Raw genomic sequence first — 21713 nt, 5'->3', positions numbered from 1 at the left:
GTCGAGGCGCGCAGGCCTCAAGCCGAGAGGGGCTGTCGGCGCGGCGGGCGGCGGGCCCTGGTCAGCCCGGATCCTGCAGATCCTGGTACGGGCTCGAGTCGAGGGGCAGCTCCAGGGTGAACGTGGTCCCGCGCTCGGCGTCGCTCTCCAGCCTCACCCTCCCGCCGTGCGCCTCGGCGCACCCGCGCAGGAACGCGAGGCCGAGCCCCCACCCGCGCGGCACCGCCTCGGACGCGCCCGCCCGGAAGAACGGCACGAACACGCGGGCCTGATCGTCGGACGGGATCGCCGGGCCCTCGTTGCGCACCGCCACGACGGCGAGCTCCGGCGCCGCCTCGACCGTGATGGCGACCGGCGCCCCCTGCGCCCCGTGCTGGAGCGCGTTGCTCACCAGCATCCCGATCGCGCGGCGCAGCGCCTCTTCGCCCCAGATCCCCCGGACGCACGCCTCCCCCTCGACCACGAGGCGCTGGTCGTGGAAGGCCGAGAGGTCGTCGGCGACCTCGCGGGCGATCGCGGCGAGATCGCACGCGCCGAGCGAGAGCGGCAGCCTGTGGCCAGCCTGGAGCCGCTGCACGTCCCGGAGGACGCGGATCATCTCGTCCATGCGCCTCAGGCTGCGGACGATCCGGCCGGCGAGCCGCTTCGTGTCGTGCTCCGCCCGGGCCAGCTCGAGGCTCTCCGCGTAGAACATCGCCGCGGTCAGCGGGCTCCGCAGGTCGTGGGTGATGCGCGACAGGACCTGCTCGCGGCGCCGCTCGATCTCGGCCCCCTGGGCGCGCGCCGCGGCCTGCTCGGTGGTGTCGAGGATCTGCACGAGCAGCCCCCGCGGGCGCGCCTGCTCGTCGAGGAGCGGCGCCGCGATCGCGGTGCCGTGGAACGCCCTCCCCCCGGGGGGCGCGAACGCGATGTCCGCCGCGACGTCGGTGACGCCGTCCCGGATCACGCGATCGAGCAGCGCCGCCAGGCCTTCCGCCTGCCGAAACAGACGGGCGAGGGGAACCCCCGAGAGCTCGCCGAGCGACAGGGCGGAGAGCCCGCAGAACGCCGGGTTTGCGTAGAGGACGAGGTGCTGTTCCCTCGCGGTCAAGACCGTGGGGAGCCGAGACCGCTCGACCGCAGGCCGGTGCTGGCGTGCGAGGTCCACGTCGGCGGCGTCAGCCATCGGCGTCTCCTCCCGCCGCGCAGCGCGCGCCGGGCGCATCGTCCGCGCGGGGGATGGCCGCGTCGAGGGCTGGCGTCGCGTGGCTCGTCATCTCCACGCCAGCACATCTACTACGGAAGTGCGCGACGGGAAGCGTGGCTGGAGACCGGACGAACGCTCGTCCGGACTCGAGGATGGCAGCCTCGACAATCGTGGTCTGCCGAGCTCGCCAGAGGGCGCCAGGCGAGCGGGTCAGCGTGCGTTGGCGTCGGAGACGGGCAGAATCAGCTGCGCATCGCGGCGGTCGCCTGGGGCCGCAGCGCCGGGCGCGGCCGCTTGGCGACCTCGGCCTTCCGGGGCACCGAGGGCCGGGCGTCGGCCCTCCAGGGCTGGAAGCGCTCGTCTTTCCACATCAGGAGGCCGCCCGACAGGGGCGCGTCGGGGGCCGCGCCGTCCTCGGAGCGCAGCCAGACGAGCGGGCGCGCCTCGAAGACCGGCGTCGTGCACGCGATGTCCTCGAACGCCGCCGACCAGGAGCCGGTGTTCCCGAAGAACACCCCACCTTCCCAGCTGCCCTCCGGGTTGTGGGTGTGCCCGAAGACCACGGCCTTCGCGCGGTGCGCCCGGGCCACGAGCCGCGCCGCCCGGTTCACGCCCTGCCAGACCGCGTCGAGCGTGGGCTTCGGGACCGCGCACTCGTAGGCGACGAGGAGCGTCGGGGCGAGCAGGGCCGCCGGCGCGAGCCCCTCCGGCATCCACCACAGGCACGCGAGCGTCGCGATGAGCCCGACGAGCACGAGGCCGAGCCGATCGAGCCAGAGCTCGCGGGCCACCCGGCCGAGGCAGTCCTCGGCGGGCCGCGCGAACAGCCGCGCGTGCTTCACCACCGCGGGGAACGGCGCGCCCGTCTCGCGGGCCGCGGCGGCCAGATCCGCGCGCCGGAGCGCGCGGCGGCACGGGTCGCGGCGGCGCACGAGCTCGAGCATCGTGCGCAGCGCGCCCACGGCGAACGCGAGCACGAGCGACCGGCCCGAGAACAGGTAGTACCGCGCCCAGTGGGAGAGGTACCCGAAGCCGGAGAGCATGAACGACGAGTCGACGTGCGGGTTGAAGTACCCCATGCGCGACACGAGCAGGCGGCTCACGAGCGAGCCCATGGTCGGCTGGATCTCCCCCCGCCTGCGGCCGAACGGCGCCATCGGGTAGCGGTAAGAGCAGTACGAGTCGTACTGATTGCCGTGCTCGACGATGACGCCGTCGCGCGTGCGGTGGAACCAGGCGCGGAACACCACCCGCGCCTCGAGCGCCGCGCGGAGCTCCCGGGCGGCGCTCGCCGCGGGGGCGCCGTCGCGGGCGGCGAGCGCGTGCAGGGCGGCGTCGGCGATGCGCCGCCTCACCGCGTCGCGCACCTCGGGGAGCGTGAGCTGGATATCGTGGTTGCCCGCCACGAACACCACCGTGTGCCCGTCCGCGACGACCCGGCCGACGGCCGCGACGAACACGGGGTGGTCGCGCAGGATGGCCTCCATCGCCGGCACGGCGTGCTCGGCGGTGCGCGGCAGGTCGTGGACCACGCTCTCGTTGTCGATCACGCGCGGCGCATCCAGGTCGAAGATGTCGCCGTTCAGGACCAGCGTGAGCTCGTCGCGCTGCGTGTGGAGCCCCCCGGAGCCGCCCGTCCCCTTCCGGATCTCTCCTCGGAGGGCGTCGAGCATCGCCGCGATCTCCCCGTCCGGGGAGTACGGCGCCTGCCGATAGCGCATCCAGAGACCGGCGGTCGGCTCGAGCTCACATAGATGGATGTCTGAGATAGCCACCGTGTGATGCATCGGCGGGGAAACTGACATATCCACATTTCCACGCCAGCCACGGGACCGTCAAGACTTGGTGTCATGGGCCGTGAGGGGCGCCCCGGCGGAGTTTGCCCGGAGCGTGAATCCACGGCCGATCGCGCGCTGCACACCTGTTCGCCACGGTGCATTCCTGTGAATGTCGCGAGCTCGCCACATGCGCTGTCGGGGCGCGGGGGCGCAACGTGCATTGAGAGCCACCTTCAGGAATTCTCATCAGGCGAGCGGATACCATCGGTCGTGGGTCCATCGAGCCGGCCCCCACTCCGTTGGGGTCGCCCCCCCGGGACGCGCGCGGATGCGGCGCGAGCGGCGGGCGGCCACGGCCTTGGCGGCGGGGCGGGCGGGCAGATCGGCGGCGGCGCTGGCGAGCCGGTCCGCTGGGGTGGGCGGGCTCGCTGCGCGGGCGGCTGGTACGGTGCACACTGGCGGGGCAAGGTGGACGCTCGCTAGCCTGGCTGGACGGACGGCTGAGCTCGCGGGGCGTTCCGCGTGGAGAGGTGACCATGTCGACCCATTTCATCGACGGCTGCTGGGTGTCCGGCACGGGGGAGCCGTTCGCGAGCCGGAACCCCGTGACGCAGGCGCTCGTCTTCGAGGGGCGCGCCGCGGCCGAAGGGCAGGTGGACGCGGCCGTGCAGGCGGCGCGCGGCGCGTTCAGGGCGTGGCGCGACGGCGGCGCGGAGGCGCGGGTGTCGCTGGTGAAGCGGTTCGCCGGGCTGCTGGGCGAGCACAAGGCCCGGCTCGCCGACGTGATCGGGCTCGAGACCGGCAAGCCGCGCTGGGAGGCGCTCACCGAGGTCCAGACGATGATCGGCAAGGTCGACGTGTCGCTCATGGCCTTCCGGGAGCGGACGGGCGAGCGGCAGGCCGAGGCGGGCGACGCGACGGCCGTGGTGCGGCACCGGCCGCACGGGGTGGTCGCGGTGTTCGGGCCCTACAACTTCCCGGGCCACCTGCCGAACGGCCACATCGTGCCGGCCCTGATCGCGGGCAACTGCGTGGTCTACAAGCCGTCGGAGCTCACGCCCAAGGTCGCGGAGGAGACCGCTCGGCTGTGGCAGGAGGCGGGCGTTCCGGCCGGGGTGCTCAACCTGGTTCAGGGAGGGAAGAGCACCGGGATCGCGCTCGCGGGTCACCCGGGCATCGACGGCCTCTTCTTCACGGGGAGCTCCGCGACGGGCAGCGCGCTGCACCGGCAGCTGGCGGGGCAGCCGGAGAAGATCCTCGCCCTGGAGATGGGGGGCAACAACCCGCTGATCGTTCAGGACGTCGCCAACACCGAGGCGGCGATTCACCATATCCTTCAATCGTCCTTCATCTCGGCGGGCCAGCGGTGCACCTGCGCGCGGCGGCTGCTCGTGCCGGCGACGCCGGAGGGCGACGCGCTCGTGGAGCGCCTGGTCGAGGCGGCAGGGCGGCTCAAGGTGGGCAGGTACGACGACGCGGAGCAGCCGTTCATGGGCGCGGTGATCTCGCTCGCGGCCGCGGATCAGCTGCTCGAGGCGCAGGCGCGGCTGGTCTCGCTCGGGGGCGAGGCGCTGCTCGAGATGCGCCGGATCGAGGAGGGGACAGCGCTGCTCTCGCCCGGGATCATCGACGTGACCGCGATCGAGGAGCTGCCGGACGAGGAATATTTCGGACCGCTCTTGCAGGTGCAGCGCTACGAGCGCTTCGACGAGGCGCTCTCGCTGGCGAACCGCACGCGCTACGGGCTCGCCGCGGGGCTGATCTCGGATCGCAGGGAGCTCTACGAGCAATTCTGGCGGGAAGCCCGGGCGGGGATCGTCAACTGGAACAAGCCGCTCACGGGGGCGTCGAGCGCGGCGCCGTTCGGCGGGATCGGCAGCAGCGGGAACCACCGGCCGAGCGCGTATTACGCGGCGGACTACTGCGCTTATCCGGTCGCGGGGCTGGAGGCGGCGAGCGTGGCGCTGCCGGCACAGCTGGCGCCGGGGATGCGGGGGAAATAACTAGAGGGCAACGGCCGCCGGCGGGAGGGGAGGGTGCGCGCGGGGGGCGAGGGGGGCCCTTCCCGCGGACTCGCGCCTTGTGGTGGCGATGGCCATGAGGACGGGAGATGGAGATCTGGGAGGGGGTCGCTGCGATGCGGGCCGGCGCTCGGATCCGCGGGGCCCTTCCCCCTCGCCCCCCGCGCGCACCCTCCCCTCCCGCCGGCGGCTCGAGGCGCTCCGTTGGAGGGGGGAGAGGGGCGGTGAGCACCAGGGGGAGAGAGGCGCTCTGTCGAAGAATGGGTGAGGTCAGGAGGCGGAGCTCTGCGCGCCAAGCTCGACCGGCATGGCGGTGAGGCTGCGGATGCCGGGGTTCTGGCGGTAGGTCAGCGGGGCGGAGGAGAGCGCGGCGTTCGGGAAACGGCGAAGGAACGTGGAGATCGCGGCCTGGGCCTCCACCCGGGCAAGCGCGGCGCCGGCGCAGTAATGCACGCCGAGACCGAACGAGATGTGACGGATGTCCGTGCGGCGGAAGTCGAGCCGGTCAGGATCGGGGAACTGCGAGGGATCGCGGTTCGCCGCGCCGAGCACCAGGAAAGCGCGATCGCCCTTCGCGATGCGCGCGCCGTCGAGCTCGATGTCGTCGAGGGCGACGCGGCTCATCCACTGGACCGGAGAGTCGTAACGGAGCAGCTCCTCCACCGCCGGGCCGATCAGCGCGGGAGTCTCGCGGAGCGCGTCGCGCTCGGCCGGGTGGAGGAGCAGCGCGAGCAGGCCATTGCCGATCAGGTTCTTCGTGGTCTCGTGGCCGCCGAAGAGCAACATGCAGCACGTCGACAGCAGCTCCTGCTCGCCGAGGATCATCCCCTGCTCCTCCGCGACGAGGAGCTGGCTGAGCAGGTCGCTCCCGGGGCTCTGCCGCCGGGCCGCGATCACGCCGCGGAAATAGTCCTCCATCTCGGCGACGGCGCTCAGCGCGCCGCCCGCGATCTCGAGCGTCGGCCGGCCCGAGCCGAGGAACCCGCCGAGCGCGTTCGACCAACCCTTCAGCCGGTGCCGATCCTGGGTGGGCACGCCGAGCACCTCGCCGATCACGAGCAGCGGCAGGACGTCGCCGAGGTCGCGGAGGACGTCGATCCGGCCCGTGGGCGCGACCGCGTCGAGCAGCTCGTTGACCAGCGCCTCCACCCGGGAGCGCAGCCCCTCGACGAGCCGCGGCACGAACGCCTTGTTGATGAGCGACCGGATGCGCGTGTGCTCCGGGGGATCGAGCAGCAAGGCCCACGACGCCAGGTTGCGGCGCAACGGCTCGAGCCGCTGGCGCACGTCCTCCGGCAGCTTCGTCACGAAGGCGCTGGAGCGCTTCGCCGAGAGGCGCGGGTCGCGGAAGCCCGCGGCGACCTGATCGTAGCGGGTGATGAGCCAGCCGTTGTAGGCCGCGCTGAAGTACACCGGCGCTTGCTCGCGGAGCTTTGCGTACACGGGATACGGGTTCGCGAAGGTCTCCGGCGATTGAAGGCGAAACGGATCGAGATCAGCGTCCGCCGCTGGAGTGGCCGCAGGCGTCGCGTCGGGCTTCGGTGCGTCGGGCGAGTTCATTCGCCCAGGGTACGACGGCCGCGCCCGCTTGGGAACCGGCGCGGCCCGCGCCCGGCCGGGAGCCGGCGCCGCCCGCGCGGGGGCCGGCGCGGCCCGCGCGCGCCGAGCGCCCGCCCGGCCGGCGCACCGCGGGAGAGGCGGCCAGAGCCTGCCCGCGGCGCGGGAGGCGCTTCGCTAGGCCCAGAGCTTGATTCCGCCGAGCAGGCCGGCGACGTTGTCGACCACGACGACATTCTCGGGCAGCCGCGAGACGTCGAGCAGGCGCGCGTTGCCGCCGCCGAGGTAGAGCTTGCGGTAATTGAAGATCGGCTCGAGCTGCGCGATCATCTGGCGCACGCGCTTGTTCCAGCGCTTCGGTCCGATGCGCTTGCACTCGGCGTCGAACACGCGATCCTCGTACTTCAGGTCCCGCTTTCCATAGGGGTGGTGCCCGAGCTCGAGGTTCGGCACGTAGTGGCCGTCGATGTACAGGGCGCACCCGAGCCCCGTGCCGAAGGTGAGCACCATCTCGAGCCCCCTGCCCTCGACGACGGCGAGCCCCTGGATGCCCGCGTCGTTGGCCACGCGCACGGGCTTCGCGAGGCGGCGCTCGACCGCCTCGGCGAGCGGGTAGCCTCTCCACTTCTCATTGTCGAGGTGCGGCGCCGTCTTGGTCACGTTGTCCATCACCACGCCGGGGAAGCCGATCGAGACGCGATCGAACTCCCCCAGCGCGCGGGCCATCCCGTCGATGACGTCGAGGATGGGGTCCGGCGAGGCCGGCTGCGGCGTCGGCACGCGCATGGGATCCGCCATCGGAGTCCCCTGCTCGTCGAGGATGGTGCCCTTGATCCCCGTTCCGCCGATATCGATGCAAAGCGTGCGCATGGATTCCTCTGTCTCCTCCCGGAGCTCTTCCTCCGAGGCTGCCGCGGGCACGTCGGCGCGCCCGCGATCGCGGCGGACATCATCTGGAGCGCCGGCCGTGTGTCAACTGGAGCCGCAACATGACAGCCCGAGCGTCGCGAGCGCGCGCCCTCGCGACGCGTTGTTAACGATAACAATGGCTGGCGCCCGCCCCTGGAGAGGGAGCGGAGCGCGCCGGGCGCCCCTGGGCCGCTGCCACGAGCACGGCCGAGACGCGCTGCGAGCGCAGGTACCGGCTCCAGCGCACGGCTTTTTGACGCGACGCTCCGGCGGAGCCCCCGCCCGCCTCGTCCCGCCCCGGGGCTCGCGGAGCCCCGAGGGCCGGCCGATTTGTGGTTGACATGGGCCATGTGATCGTTAACATTTGATCCGAGCCGCATCCTTTTGCTTCGCCTTGGAGGGGTCCGCCAAGGCCTTCGCCCGCGATCGGCCTCGGCACCGATTCCGCTCGCTCGGCGTCGGGGGCGCGGTTGCGGATCGATGATGGATAGCGTTTCACCAAGGGTGTTCCGCCAGAGAACACGATCCACCTCGCTCGTTCGGCGAAGGTCCTGAGATCCTTGGCGCTCCCCACGGGAGATGTTGTTTCGAAGATCCGGCGGAGCGGCCGCGTGGCGAGCGTGGGGACGGCGTGACCTGCGTTGCGACGGATCGTGACGAGATCGTCCTCGGGGACACCGGTGCGTTCGATGAGGCCCGTCTGGTAATTTTACGGAGCCACGCGAGAGGCGATGAATTCACCGTCTCATTGCACTTCTTCGTTATGGCTGTCGACCGCTCCTCGAGAGCTCCAGCGTGCCCCTCTGGGGGCTACGCCCATGATACTCTGACGACGTCGTCAGGGAAGCCAGCTGTTCGACAATTACCTTCAGCGTGCCCACAGCGGGCGAAGAGGGACATTCATGTCTAGGCCCTCCCATCATGACCAGGCGCTCCCGCTCAGAGGCGCTCGGTCGGCGATCCTGGCCGCGTTGCTCCTGGCCAGCGGCTGCATCGGAAACCTGGGCGATTCTTCCGGCGCGGAGCCCGGCGACAAGCCCGGCGCCGAGCCCGGCGTCGAGGATCCCACCCCCGGGGCCCCGCTCGCGTGCAAGGACGGCGTGGTGTACCCCGGGCGAGCGCCGCTGCGGCGGCTCACGCGCGTCGAGTACAACAACACCGTTCGCGATCTCCTGGGCGACACGACCGATCCCGCCTTTTCGCTGCCGAGCGAGGATGTCGGGAACGGCTTCGGCAACGACGCGGACACGCTGTCGGTCTCGAGCCTGCTGGCCGAGCAGCTGGGCACCGTCGCGGAGGGCGTCGCCCAGCGCGCGACCGCCACCCCGGAGGCGCTCGCGAAGCTCGCCCCTTGCGCGCGCAACGTGGCGGCGGCGGACGAGGCGGCGTGCGCGCGCACGATCATCGAGAGCCTCGCCCCGGTCGCGTACCGCAGGCCGCTCGCCGGCGGCGAAGCGGAGGAGCTCCTCGCGCTGTACAGCGTCGGCCGGACCGACGCGACGTTCGCCACCGGCGTCGCGACGATGATCGAGGCGCTGCTCCAATCGCCAGATTTCCTCTACCGCATCGAATGGGGAACGCCCGACCCGGAGCGCCCCCAGCTCCGCCGACCCACGGGCGACGAGATGGCGACGCGGCTCTCGTACCTGCTCTGGGGCACGATGCCCGACGAGGAGCTGCGCATGGCCGCGCAGGCGGGTGAGCTCTCGACGAAGGAGGGCGTGCGCAAGCACGCCGAGCGCATGCTCGACGATGACCGGTCTCGGCCCACCATCCGGTTCTTCTTCGACAACCTCCTCCCCATCAGCAGCCTCGCGGATCTCGAGCGGAACGCGGAGGCGTTCCCGACCTTCTCTCGCACCATCGGCTCGCTGATGCGCGAGGAGACACAGCGGTTCCTCGAGCACGAGATCTTCGAGGGGACCGGCTCCTGGGCGTCCATCCTGACGGCCCCGTACACCTTCATGAACGAGCGGCTCGCGGCGTTCTACGGCGTCTCCGGGGTGAAGGGCGACGAGTTCCAAAAAGTAGAGCTCGACACGACCCAGCGCCTCGGGCTCCTCACCCAGGCGGGCGTGATGGCCGGGACGACGCACTCGAACAACACGAACCCCGTGGTCCGCGGCTCGTTCGTGCTGCAGAAGCTCATGTGCATCCCGATCCCGCTCCCCACCGGCGATATTCTGGAGAAGGTGAAGCCGCCGGATCCGTACTCCGGCGCGACGGCGCGGGACCGCTTCAGCCAGCACAGCAAGGACAAGGCGTGCGCGGGGTGCCACCAGTTCATGGACCCGGTCGGCTTCGCGTTCGAGAACTACGACGCGGTCGGGCTGTACCGCACCACCGAGAACGACGTCGTCATCGACCCGAGCGGCACGGTCCCGGGCACGCTGGGGGACGTGAGCGGGCCGATCGAGCTGGTGCAGAAGCTCGCCGCCTCCGAGGAGGTGCAGCACTGCTTCGCCAAGCGCTGGAGCGAGTTCGCGTACGGCCTCACCCTGCGCAAAGAGGACCAGTGCACCGAACAGGCTGTCACGACCGCCTTCGAGGCGTCCGGGTACAACGTGAAACAGCTCCTGATCGATCTCACGCAGACGGACGCTTTCCACTACTTGGCTTCAGGACAGGAGTGACGGTCATGTCGAATTTTCGTTTGAGCCGACGTGCCATGCTGCGAGGGGCCGGCGCCATCGCGGTCTCGCTCCCCTGGCTGGAGATCATGGGCCCCGAACGCCAGGCGCACGCGGCCCCCGCCCCCGCCAAGCGTTTCCTCGCCGTCTACACGCCCGGCGGGACCGTGATGAACCGCTGGAGGCCGACCGGCTCGGAGACGAGCTTCACCCTGAGCCCCATCCTGGCGCCGCTCGCGCCCGTGCAAAACCGGCTGCTCGTCGTCGACGGCCTCGACATGAAGAGCGCGCGCGGCGAGCAGCATCAGGCCGGGATCATCGCCTGGCTCACGGGCACGGCGCAGGAGGGCGCCAACAACGGCGGCTACGGGAAGGGGCCGTCCATCGATCAGGTGATCGCCGCCCGGATCTCCGCCGGTCAAAAGGCGAAGGCCAGCATCCAGATCGCGTTGCGCTGGGCGACGGGCAAGTCTCACGGCCTGCTGTCGCCGATGAACGCCGTGAATTTCGAGAACGACGCGCCGCACAAGCCGATCCCGCCGCGCCTCGATCCGGTGGAGATCTTCACCGAGCTCTTCGGCACGCTGAACCCGAACGACGGCAACGACGCCGCCCGTCGCCTCGCGCGGAAGCAATCGATCCTCGACTTCCTCGACCGGCGCTACGCGACCCTGTCCGGGAAGCTCGGCGCCGCCGACAAGCAGAAGGTCGACCAGCACCTGACGAAGATCCGCGAGATCGAGCAGAGCCTCAGCAACACCCCGGTCGCGACGAGCGCGTGCAAGGTGCCGACGAGGGTCGACACGTCCGACTACAACCCGCGCACGGGGCTCAACTCGTCCGACAACGGCTCGATCAAGGACACCTCGACCGACGCGGCGATCCCCAAGGTCGGCAAGCTGTTGACGGACATGATGGTGATGGCGCTCGCCTGCGACATCACCGCGGTCGGCACCCTGCAGTGGAGCGACACCGAGGCGAAGCACACCTTCCCCTGGCTCAACCTGACCGAGCACCACCATTTCTACCAGCACGACGGCGGCTTCAAGCCGAACGAGTGCGAGGCCATCTGCAACTGGTACTCGAAGCAGCACCTCTACCTGCTGCAGGAGATGGAGAAGGTCGACATGGGCGGGCACTCGCTGCTCGACGAGAGCGTCGTCTTCTTCGGCTCCGAGCTCTCGGATCCGCCGACGCACAAGAAGAACGACATGCCGTTCCTGCTGGCCGGCGGCGGCGGCGGCCTGCGCACCGGACGCTGGGTCCGGTACCCGAACCTCCCGCACAACAACCTGCTCGTCTCGATCTTGAACCTGTTCGGCGACACCCGGACCACGTTCGGCGACCCGCGGGACTGCACCGGGCCGCTCACCAACCTGACGTAGCCGCTCCGGAGGCGGGGCGCCGGCTCGCTCGACCGCGGCGGGGGCGGCGCTCGCCCCTCGCCCGCGCGCCCGCTACGGTGAGCCGCAGTCGTCGCAGGCGACGCTGGGCGGCAGCTCGCCGTTCACGAGCGCGTCGAGCCATCGGACGAGGGGCGTCCCGCCCGACTCGACGGTGTAGAACTCCGGCCGCCAGAGGATGCAATGAGCGCTGCCGGCGGCGAGGTACGATCGGAAGTTCGGCGTCGACGCCTCGATGTGGTCGACGGACGCTCTCATGGCCTCCGACCACGCCTCCGCGCCGCCGCCGCCGCCCATGGCGGTGTAGAAGAAGATCTGGTCCTCGTCGTGGACCGTGTTGTACTGCGACAGGCGCATGTCGGGGTAGTGCGCGCCGATCTTCTCGTAGAGCACGTACAGGTTCACGAGCTCGGCCGGCTCGAGCCCGGGGATCCACGTCGGATAGGCGCCCTCGGGCTTCCAGGAGGGGAGGCTGTCGTTGAAGAAAGCGTCGGTGATGACCCCCGCGCCGCTGTCGGCGAACTGGACCACGGACGCGCTCTTGTAGTGCTCCCGCAGGTGGGCGGACCACAGGATCGAGCCATACGCGCCCGCGCTGCAGCCGGTCACGAAGACCTTCTCGGGCGCGGGGACGTTCGCGTAGATCCAGTCGAGCGCGGCGCGGACGTTGACGGCGCCCTTGTGCCGGACGGTGACGGCGCTGCTCCCCTGGCCGTACGTGGCTACGTTGTCGCCCCAGTGGATATCCCCGGTGCAGTAGGGAATGTAGACATGGTGCCAGTACCTGAACGGGTTGTCCGGGTTGTCATGATCGTAGATCCCGGTCGTCAGGGGATCGTCGCCGACGATGTCCTGGAAGATGTCGGCGCCGGGGGAGCAGGTGGCGGCGCTCCAGCACGCGCCGCCGCCGCGGAACTCGACGATGAGCCGATTGACGGTGCCCGGGCGCACGAGGTACTTGAACGGATCGCCGCGCGCGCACGTGGTCTCGCCGCCCGGCTCGATGGTGTTCCATCCGGACGGCAAGCTCAGGATCCCTGCCCGTGGCGGGCTGTTCGGGCCTTCGTCCTTGGCGGACGAGCCGCCACAGCCGACGATGGCGAGCAGACACAGCGGTATGTGAAATGGAGGGAATGCGGGGTTGAAGCGCATGATGGGAGTGAGGATAGCATTCCGCGACTCCCAGGCTTGTCCGCCGGCGACGGCCGCGGTGACGAGCGCTACGGCGCCGGGGCGTGCTCTGCCCAGAGCTGCGCGGCGGCGGCGCTGACCGCGCTTCGAATCGAGCCCTCGTCGAGGCGCGCTCGGTCGCGCGGCGCCAGGGCGGCGCAGATGGCGAGCGCGACGAGGTAGAGGGCGCCGATGAGCCCGATCCACCGCAGACCGGACGCGCCCAGCCGGGAGATGATCTCGATGGGCACGATCTGCGCGCGGATCTGGACCACGCCGATCACGAGGACGGCGCGGTCTCCTTCCTGGAGCTCGATGTCGGCGGGGCCGGTCAGCAAGCGCCCGAGCCCGTCGGCGCCGTGGACGCGCGCCCTCGTCCGCCGCGGGACGTGCAGCACGTAGCGCGCGCCGGTCACCTCCGCGATGACGGGGGCCGCCCTGTCCAGCTCTCCCGACGGCACGCGCGCGATGGATGCGGGCGTGTCGCCGATGTGCGCCCGGCCCTCGGCGAGCAGGTGGCGGACGCCGATCACGTCCTTGCCTCGGACGGCCACGAGCTCCAGCGCGCGCCGCGCGGAGGCGCTCGCCGCGGGCGGCCGTGATCTCCGGTCGCTGACGGGTTCGGCCCTCGATGCCTCATTAGGACCTTTCGCCATACTCTACAGCCCCCTTCGTCGTCCGCGGGCAGGGGTGGACTCTGCATGTCCCCTGGTCACCTGCCCTCGGCGCGCCGCCCCGCTCGCCGCCACATCACTCCCCTTCCCCGGCTCCTCTGGCATGGATCGTTCCGCCGCCGAGCGCGCAGGGACGTGGCGCCCCGGCGGCCCCTGCCAGCGCGCCTCATGGCGGAGAAGGAGGGAGAACGCGACGGAGAGGACGACCGCGGCGGCGCCCGAGGCGCGGCGGTGGGCGGCCGTCGTCGCTGACGGACCGGAGCGCGGGCTCGACCTCGACGTCCGGCGCGTGGTCAGGAAATGAGGTCACACGGAGGCGGTCTACGGCGGAGGGGGCCACCGCGGAGGGGGCCACCGCGGAGGGGGCCACGGCGGAGGGGGCGGCGAGCGCCCCTCGGCCGTGGTTGGCGGCGATGCGGGCTGGTCTGTCAGGGCGTCACGTAGCAGAGGTCGAGGCGCGGCCGCTCGGCGGCGCTCCACTCCTCGCTCGACCGGAGGGTCCGCTTGCCCGTACCGAGCTCGCGCAGGAGCACGCCGTGGTTGGCGAGCGCGCCCGAGACCCAGTCCTGGACGAGCGCGGTCACGTCGCACGACACGGTGGTCGTCAGGTTGGCCGGCACGGCGAGCGACGCCTCGACGGCGGGGTCGAAGGCGCCGTTCAGCGTGTTGTACGTGACGGTGGCCTCGGTCCACGGCGCGGTGATCGCGTGGACCTCCAGCGTCGCGGCCGTCGGGGCGTAGAGCGCTCTCACCGAGAACGTCGCGCCCTCGATGGTGGCGTCCCCGGGGATCCCCGAGAGATCGAAGGCGACGAGGCTCATCTTCTCTCCGGAGCCGGAGACGCCGGTGAAGAGGCCAGGATACGAGCCCGAGGTCGTGTTCGGCTCGGAGCTGGAGATGAATGCGTCGGCGGCCCCGCCGGCGCCGCCGCGGCGGACGGCGACGCAGATCGGATCGCAGGCGTTGCCCACGCCGTCGGCGTCGTCGTCGCCCTGCCCCGGGTTGGCGTCGCCGGGGCAGTTGTCGCACGCGTCGCCCACGCCGTCGGCGTCCGCGTCGGCCTGGCTCGCGTTCGCCGCGAGCGGGCAGCTGTCGCACGCGTCGCCCACGCCGTCGGCGTCCGCGTCGGCCTGGTCCGGGTTCGCGGCGAGCGGGCAGTTGTCGAAGGTGTCGCTCACGGCGTCAGCGTCGGAGTCGACCCACTCGGGGACGCTCACGTCGAAGGAGGCGCTCGCCGCGTTGCCCGCCGCGTCGGTCGCGCTGCAGGAGACGGTGGAGACGCCGACCGGCATGACGGTGCCCGGCGCGGGCGAGCAGGTCACCGGGACCGCGCCGTCGACAACGTCGATCGCGACGGCGACGAAGGCGAGCTCGGCGCCCCAGGGCCCCGTCGGCTCCAGGGTCATCGAGCCGGGGACGGTGAGGACCGGAGCGCTCGTGTCCTCGACGATGACGGCGAAGGTGCCGTAATCGAGGTTGCCGGTGGCGTCGAGCGCGTAGCAGTGGACGACGGTGACGCCGATCGGGACGGTGGTGCCCGGGGGCGTCGTGCAGATCACGGGGACGGCGCCGTCGACGTCGTCGATCGCGGAGACCGTGAACGTGGCCGGGGCGCCGCTCGCGCCGGTCGCCTCGAGCACGAGGTCGTCGGGCACGGAGAGCGTCGGCGCGGTCGTGTCGCCGACCGCGCCGGTGCCGCAGTCGAGCCGCAGATCCAGGTCGAAGACCGGCGGCGGGATGCGCATGATGTGGCTCTCGACATACGGCTGCGCGGCGTCGTCGGGCGCGTGACAGCCCGGCTTCTCGGCGCGGACCTTGTAATAGCCGGTGACGACATCCCAGCCGAAGTGCCCCTCCCCGTCGGAGATGCTCGGGTTGGCGCGGTTCATGGGCGACATGATGGCGCTGCCGTCGGGCACCACGGTGAAGGAGCCCGGCGCCCCGCTGTCGGAGCGGAAGAGGGTGACTGTGGCGCCGTCGATGGGAGCGCCGCCCACGGTCCGGACCCACCCGCTCGGGTCGATGTAGATCGGGAACGCGATGCTCGTGACCGTCGAGCCGCACTGCGTCTGGATGAGGATCGTGGCTGCGCCGTGGTTCGGGTAAAACGGAGGAATGACGGCGGTGAACTGGCCGTTGCCGTCGAGCTGCATCCAGCCTGACGCGAACGTGACGGAGCCGAACTTCACGTCGTAGGTCGCCGTGCCGCCGGCGCAGCCGGGCGTGGTCAGGGTGGTGGGGTCGTGCCAGTAGACGACGGGCACGTCGCCGCCGCCCTGGAACGAGGGCTCGAGGCCGGTCCCTGGGGGCGGCGCGACCGGCGTGCCGAGGGTGATCGTCGCCGACGCCTGATCCGCGACGCCGACGGACACCTCGCTCTGGATCAAGACGCTCCCCGCCGGCGGGAACGCCGTGATCGTGTACTGGCCCTCGACGAGGGCGTTCGCCGTGAACCCACCGCTCGCGTTGGTCGTCCCGAACCACGGGCAATCCGGCGCCGCCGCGGACACCGCCCGGCAGATCTGCACCGGCGCGCCGGCCACCCCCGCCATCTGGCCCTGAGCGTTGAGGGCCTGGACGGTGCCCGTGATGACGCTCGAGCCCAGCCCCCCCGTATTCTCATCTATCTTGATTTTGTAGCGCCCTTTTTGACTGCTCCCCATCTCGTTGTCGATGAGCCTGTAAGATACATCGTAGTCCGTGAAAATGTCCCTGGGCTCTGGATCCGTTTGAAGCTGCGGCTTCGGCAGCTCGAAGGCTCCTGCCCCCGTCCCAGAGGCGAAGCCGACGCGGGCCGTCTCGCCGCCGATGCCGCCGAGGCCGCCGCTCGCAGACCCGGAGTTCCACAGGATCTGATCATAGTTGAACCAGATGTCGAAGTCCCCTGCCGGCCGGTAATCCTGGCTCGACGGATCGCAGTTCGCGTCGGGGTCTCCCGCGACGCACGTCCGCGCGTCGACGAGGAGGACCTGAAAGATGTTCAGCTTGTCGGTGCTCTGAGGGTAATAGCCGACCCCTGCGAACCCGTTCGGCGGAGCGACGGGGTCCGCCCACAGCACGCAGAAGGCCTTCCGGGGCCGTTGATAGCCCGGGAGTATCCCCTGGAGCTCGCCCCAGTGCACGACGCCCGAGCCGGCGCCCGTGGTGTCGACGTCCGCGAAGAAAGGAGCGATGATGGCGCGGTTCGTGGTCTCGAGCGGGAACGGCGTGTAGACGTTGAGGGGGCCGTCGAAGGTGATGTTGCCGTTGTTGTTGATGTAGACCGTGTTGTAGTGCCGGTCGTAGAAGTTGACCTCGAAGGGGAGCGGCACGACGCCGCTCGATCCGTCGTCGTTCGGCGGCAGCGAACCTCCCGCAAGGCAACCTGGGTCGTAGATCACGGCGTCCGGCCCGGCCGCGAGCACCTCGCTCGAGACCCCCCCCGTGAGCGCCACGATGCCGGCGGTCAACACCCGATGAACATTGCGTCTCATCCTGTCCTCGCTTCGCCTCCACACAAAGAGGCGCCATGATAATGCATCTGCCCGCGGCGCCATGGAAGCTTTTTGTTACGATCAATCGCGTTTGCTCGTGGCGCCTTCAGCGCGTGCGGGGCGCGCCTCGCCGCGGGTCATCTCAGGACGCCTCGCGCTACTCCATGAATAAGACAGAGAAAACCTGCGTACCCGGGCCGGAGCGCGCGGATCCCGTCGCAGACAACGGCAGCGCATCATTCAGCCACAACAGAAATGCTCTCACGTAGTTCCGGCTTGACGACGTTCCTGGCGCCTGGTTCTCATGGCCGCAATGTTGCGGGGCTCCATATCGCTCGGGGAATGCTCGGCGGTCCGCCATCCCCTGCGGGCAGCGTGGCTGCTCGCGGCGATCACGGCCTGTGGAGGCTGCGGCGAGGCGACGGCGGCCGACGCGCTCTCGGAGCGGTTCCCAACGGTGGCGGCGCGCGTGCTCGACGGGGGCGAGGCGCTCGTCGAGAGGGGCGCTGTCTTCGCGATCCCGGGAGGCCCCGCCCCGGGGCTCCTCACGGTGGAGCTCCCCGGCGACGCGGGACAGGCGATCCGCTTCCGCCTCCCTGGGGCCGGAGGGTGCGACGGCCCCGAGGCCGTGTGCCCCGGCGCCATGGACATCCGGGTGCGCGAGGCGGGCGCTCAAGGCAAGGGGACGCGGGCAGGCCGCGCGATCGCCTATCGGCGGCCCGGGGGCACATCCTTCTGGACCGCCGCGTCCGGCGTCGCCGAGGAGTGGCTGCTGCTCGAGCCCGAGGTGGTCCAGCGCGGCGCCCCCGTGGCCTCATGGCACATCGAAGGCGCCTCGCTGCGCAAGGCGGGCGAGGTGGTGCTCGTCGTGGACGAGACGGGCGCTCCGCGGCTGCGCGTGACGGCGCCGGAGGCCTTCGCCGACGGCGGCAAGCGCCCTGTCGAGGCGCGACTCTCGGTGGAGGGCGCGACGCTCGCGCTGCACGTGGACGCCGAGGGGGAGGCGGTGCTCGTCGATCCGGTCTGGGAAGGGGTGCCCACCGGGATGAGCGCGGCGCGCCGGGAGCACACCGCGACCCTGATCACGAGCGGCTCGCGCGCCGGCCAGGTCCTCGTCACGGGCGGGTACAACGGGGCCATCGCCCTCAGCAGCGCGGAGCTGTACGACCCCGCGACGAACGCGTGGTCGCCCGCGGCCGCCATGAGCACGGCGCGATACCAGCACACCGCGACCTTGCTGAACGATGGCCGCCGCGTGCTCGTGGTGGGCGGCCGCGTCGACGCAACGTATCTGGGAACGGCGCAGATCTACGATCCCGACACGAATACCTGGACGAACGCCGAGAACATCCCCAATCGAGCGCTCCATACGGCGACGCTGCTCGCGGACGGCGACGTGCTCGTGGCGGGCGGCTATGATGGCACCTACGCGCTCGGCGAGGCCCGCCGCTACGACCCGGAGACGGGCAGATGGTCGACCGCGGGGACGATGAGCACTCGTTACGCGCACAGCGCCGTGCTGCTGAGCAACGGCGCCGTGCTCGTCGCGGGCGGCTACGGCACCGCCTACCTCGCCACGGCGGAGACCTACGACCCCGCCGCCAACGCGTGGTCGGCGGCCGGCAGCCTGGGCACGGCGCGGCGGCTGCACAGCGCGACGCTCCTCCCGAACGGCGATGTCCTGGTCGCCGGCGGCACGAACGGGACGCACCTGGCGAGCGCCGAGCGATACAGCCCGACGGCGAGGACCTGGTCGCCGGCCGGCACCATGCCGGGCGCGCGCAGCAGCCACGCCGCGGTGCTTCTCCCCTCGAGCGGCCAGGTCCTCGTCGCCGGCGGCTTCGACGGCAGCGCCTATCTCCAGACGACCGCGCGGTACGATCCGGCCGCGGCGCCGTCCGCGGCCTGGACCGCGGACGACGTCATGGCCACCGCCCGCGGGTCTCACACGCTCGTGGCGCTCGCCAATGGCCAGCTCCTCGCGGCGGGCGGGCGGAACACCGCGCTCGCCCTGTCGAGCGCCGAGCTCTATACCATCGAGGCTCCCAACGGCGCGTCCTGCCTCGCCGATGGCGAGTGTCTGAGCGGCCACTGCGTCGACGGGGTCTGCTGCAACACCGCGTGTGGCGGCGGCGCTCCCGGCGACTGTCAGGCTTGCAGCACCGCGGCCGGCGCGTCCGCGAACGGCGTGTGCGGGCCGCGCGCCTCGGGCGGCCTCTGCCGCGGCTCGGCCGGCCTCTGCGACGTCGAGGAGCGCTGCAACGGCAGCTCCCTCGACTGCCCTGCCAACACCTTCGCCTCCGCCACCACCGTGTGCAGGCCGGCGGCGGACCTGTGCGATGTGGCCGAGACCTGCACCGGTCGATCCGCCGACTGCCCTGCCAACGCTTTCGCCTCCGCCACCACGGTCTGCCGGCCGGCGGCGGACGTGTGCGACGTGGCCGAGACCTGCACCGGCTCCGCCGCCGCATGCCCCGCCAACGCCCTCGCGCCGGCCACCACGGTGTGCAGGCCCGCTGCGGACGTGTGCGACGTGGCCGAGACCTGCACCGGCGCCGCCGCCGCATGCCCCGCCAACGCCTTCGCCCCTGCCACCACGGTTTGCCGCGCGGCGGCGGACGTGTGCGACGTGGCCGAGACCTGCACCGGCTCCGCCGCCGCCTGCCCCGCCAACGCCTTCGCCCCTGCCACCACGGTCTGCCGGCCGGCGGCGGACGTGTGCGACGTGGCCGAGACCTGCACCGGCGCCGCCGCCGCATGCCCCCTCGACGCCTTCGCGCCCGCCACCGCGGTCTGCCGGACGGCCGCCGGCCCCTGCGACGTGGCCGAGACCTGCACCGGCGCCGCCGCCGCATGCCCCGCCGACGCCCTCGCGGCGCCGGACACGGTGTGCGCCCCCGGCGCCTGCGTCGACGCGACCTCCAGCGTCCCGCCGAGCCGCTGCACTGCCGACGGCGCCTGCGTCGAGCGCGCCGCCGTGGCGTGCGGCCTCTACGTCTGCGCGGACGACGCGTGCCTGACCCGCTGCTCCGCGCACGAGGACTGCGCCGGAGGCGCCTACTGCGCCCGGCCGACCTGCTCGACGAAGAAGCCCCTCGACGCGCCCTGCGAGGCGACGGTCGAGTGCGCCGAGGGCGCCTGCATCGGCGGCCTCTGCTCGCGCGACCGTGACGGCGACGGCATCGTCGACGCGGACGACAGGTGCCCCGACACGCCGAGCACCGCGAACATCGACACCGACGGCGACGGCAAGGGAGACGCGTGCGACGAGGACGACGACGGCGACGGCAAGCCGGACGTCGAGGACGCTTGCCCCACGGTCGCGGACCCGGGCACCACCTCCGATCGGGCATGCAGCTGCGAGCCACCCAAGCAGGACGGCGACCCCTGCGACGACGGCGATCCCTGCACCCTTGCCGACACCTGCCAGGCGGGGCGATGCGCCGGCACCGAGCGCTACGTGTGCCCCCAGCCCGATCCGGGCCCGTGCAAAAGCTTCGTCTGCGTGGCGCCGAACGGCGCCTGCGTCGAGCGCAGCAAGCTCGAGGGGACCCCATGCCCCGGGGGCGAGTGCCGCGCCGGCGGCTGCCTGCTCGACGACCCGCCCGGCAGCGGGAGCTCTGGCGGCGGCGGGCCGAGCGGGACCGGCGGCGGCAGCGGCGGCAGCGGCGGCAGCGGCGGCGGGACGGGCGGGGCCGAGCCGGGAGCGGGCGGGTCCGCCGGCGGCTCCGGCGGGGCGGGCGCGGCGGCGGGCGGCGATGCCGGCGGCGACGTCGCCGGCGGCGAGGAGCCCCCCGGCGGCGCCCCTCGAGGGGAGCTCCGGCTCCACGGCAACGGCTGCGCGGCGGGCGCTTCCCCCGGCGGCGCCCCGGGTGATGCCGGCCACGGTCCGCTCTGGCTCCTCGCGGCGCTGCTCCTCGGGCGTCTGCCTATTTCGTGGCGCGCTCCCCGCGCTGGTGTAGATCGCCGCACGTGAGGAAACGCCCCCTCGGCAAGACCACCCTCCAGGTCTCGGAGCTCGCCCTAGGCACCTGGGGTCTCTCAGGCGACGGCTACGGCCCGGTCTCCGAGGCCGAAGCCGATCGCGTCATCGATCGCGCGCTCGCGGTCGGCATCGACCTCTTCGACACGGCCGACGTCTACGGCCGCGGCGAGATGGAGCGCCGCCTCGGCAAGCGGCTCAAGGGCGCCGGCGCCACGTTCGTGGTCACCAAGATCGGCACCGATCTCGAGGGCCCGCCGAAGAAGCGCTTCGACCCCGCCTACCTCCGCACCGCGTTCGAGCGCTCCCAGGAGCGGCTCGCCCGCGACGTGGTCGACGTCGTCCTGCTCCACAACCCCACCGTGGCCGCGATGCAGACGAAGGAGCCCCTCGCCTACCTGAAGGAGCTCAAGCAGGCCGGGAAGATCCGCGCCTTCGGCGTGAGCGCCGGCTCCGCGGACGTCGCCCGCTCCGCGCTGCGCGACGAGGTCGATCTCGTCGAGCTCGCCTACAACGCCTTCCTCCCCGGCGACCTCCACGAGGTCGCCGGCGACGTCTCCGAGAGCGGGGCCGGCGTCCTCGCCCGCTCGGTGCTCGCGCACGGGCTGCTCGCCGGCCAGTGGAGCCCCGACCGCGAGTTCTTCCCCGACGATCACCGCATGCACCGGTGGAACCGCGACGAGCTCCGGACCCGCCTCCGCCAGCTCGACGCCCTCCGGCCGCTGGTCGCGGGCGCCGTCGTCTCGCTCCGCTCCGTGGCGCTGCGCTTCGTCCTCGCGAACAACCTCGTCTCGTCCGCCGTGCTCGGCCCCCGCTCGGTCGCCCAGCTCGACCAGCTCGTCCGCGAGGCCGGCATGCCCCCCTACCTCCGCGACACGGCGCTCGCGGAGCTCGCAGGTCGCCTGAATCAGGCCGGGATCGAGGGGTGAG

The 21713-nt window shown here is 71.9% G+C and carries 12 protein-coding genes; 5 read left to right on the top strand and 7 right to left on the bottom strand.

Annotation, left to right across the window (positions count from 1 at the left end):
* Positions 1-61: 61 nt before the first annotated feature.
* A complete protein-coding gene (locus tag NQZ70_RS04805; RefSeq protein ID WP_165373787.1) occupies positions 62-1165 on the bottom strand; it encodes a PAS domain-containing sensor histidine kinase in 1104 nt (367 codons plus the stop codon).
* Positions 1166-1428: 263 nt separating this feature from the next.
* Entirely contained in the window at positions 1429-2961 is a 1533-nt protein-coding gene (locus tag NQZ70_RS04800; protein ID WP_237245037.1) for a hypothetical protein, read from the bottom strand.
* 539 nt (positions 2962-3500) lie between these two features.
* Here NQZ70_RS04800 and astD point away from each other — a divergent pair.
* Positions 3501-4967 (top strand): succinylglutamate-semialdehyde dehydrogenase, encoded by a 1467-nt coding sequence (astD, locus tag NQZ70_RS04795; protein WP_129573157.1) that lies wholly within the window; start codon positions 3501-3503, stop codon positions 4965-4967.
* A 288-nt stretch (positions 4968-5255) separates the two neighbouring features.
* Here astD and NQZ70_RS04790 read toward each other — a convergent pair whose 3' ends face one another.
* Both NQZ70_RS04790 and NQZ70_RS04785 read right to left on the bottom strand, forming a co-directional pair.
* Positions 5256-6545, bottom strand: a complete 1290-nt coding sequence (locus NQZ70_RS04790) for a cytochrome P450 (protein WP_129573156.1) — start codon at positions 6543-6545, stop codon at positions 5256-5258.
* Positions 6546-6719: 174 nt separating this feature from the next.
* Positions 6720-7412, bottom strand: a complete 693-nt coding sequence (locus tag NQZ70_RS04785) for an ROK family protein (protein ID WP_129573155.1) — start codon at positions 7410-7412, stop codon at positions 6720-6722.
* Between the two features lie 941 nt (positions 7413-8353).
* On the opposite strand from NQZ70_RS04785, the gene NQZ70_RS04780 reads away from it, so the two are divergent.
* Together NQZ70_RS04780 and NQZ70_RS04775 are read left to right on the top strand one after the other, a co-directional pair.
* Positions 8354-10084, top strand: a complete 1731-nt coding sequence (locus tag NQZ70_RS04780) for a DUF1592 domain-containing protein (protein ID WP_237245036.1) — start codon at positions 8354-8356, stop codon at positions 10082-10084.
* Positions 10085-10119: 35 nt separating this feature from the next.
* A complete protein-coding gene (locus NQZ70_RS04775) occupies positions 10120-11466 on the top strand; it encodes a DUF1552 domain-containing protein (RefSeq protein WP_129573154.1) in 1347 nt (448 codons plus the stop codon).
* Positions 11467-11538: 72 nt separating this feature from the next.
* Here the strand turns inward: NQZ70_RS04775 and NQZ70_RS04770 are convergent, their stop codons facing one another.
* From NQZ70_RS04770 to NQZ70_RS04760, 3 genes are all read right to left on the bottom strand, one after another.
* The gene (locus NQZ70_RS04770; protein WP_237245035.1) at positions 11539-12510 is read right to left on the bottom strand and encodes a pectinacetylesterase family protein; all 972 of its coding nucleotides are present in this window, start codon (positions 12508-12510) and stop codon (positions 11539-11541) included.
* Positions 12511-12704: 194 nt separating this feature from the next.
* Positions 12705-13310, bottom strand: coding sequence for a hypothetical protein (locus tag NQZ70_RS04765; protein WP_237245034.1), 606 nt, complete (start codon positions 13308-13310; stop codon positions 12705-12707).
* Positions 13311-13756: 446 nt separating this feature from the next.
* Entirely contained in the window at positions 13757-16780 is a 3024-nt protein-coding gene (locus NQZ70_RS04760; protein WP_207217744.1) for a DNRLRE domain-containing protein, read from the bottom strand.
* A 334-nt stretch (positions 16781-17114) separates the two neighbouring features.
* Here NQZ70_RS04760 and NQZ70_RS04755 point away from each other — a divergent pair, with 334 nt between their 5' ends.
* Both NQZ70_RS04755 and NQZ70_RS04750 read left to right on the top strand, forming a co-directional pair.
* Positions 17115-20777: a kelch repeat-containing protein gene (locus NQZ70_RS04755; protein WP_129573150.1), complete on the top strand. Its 3663-nt coding sequence runs from the start codon at positions 17115-17117 to the stop codon at positions 20775-20777.
* Positions 20774-21712 carry an aldo/keto reductase gene (locus NQZ70_RS04750; RefSeq protein WP_129573149.1) on the top strand — a complete coding sequence of 313 codons (939 nt, stop codon included), beginning with the start codon at positions 20774-20776 and terminating at the stop codon, positions 21710-21712. The genes NQZ70_RS04755 and NQZ70_RS04750 overlap by 4 nt, the downstream gene beginning before the upstream one ends.
* The last annotated feature ends 1 nt before the right edge of the window (position 21713 follow it).

Origin of the sequence: Sorangium sp. So ce836 (assembly GCF_028553905.1) — a bacterium.
Classification (GTDB): Bacteria; Myxococcota_A; Polyangia; order Polyangiales; family Polyangiaceae; genus Sorangium; species Sorangium cellulosum_D.
This window is presented reverse-complemented; position numbering and strand designations above follow the sequence as displayed.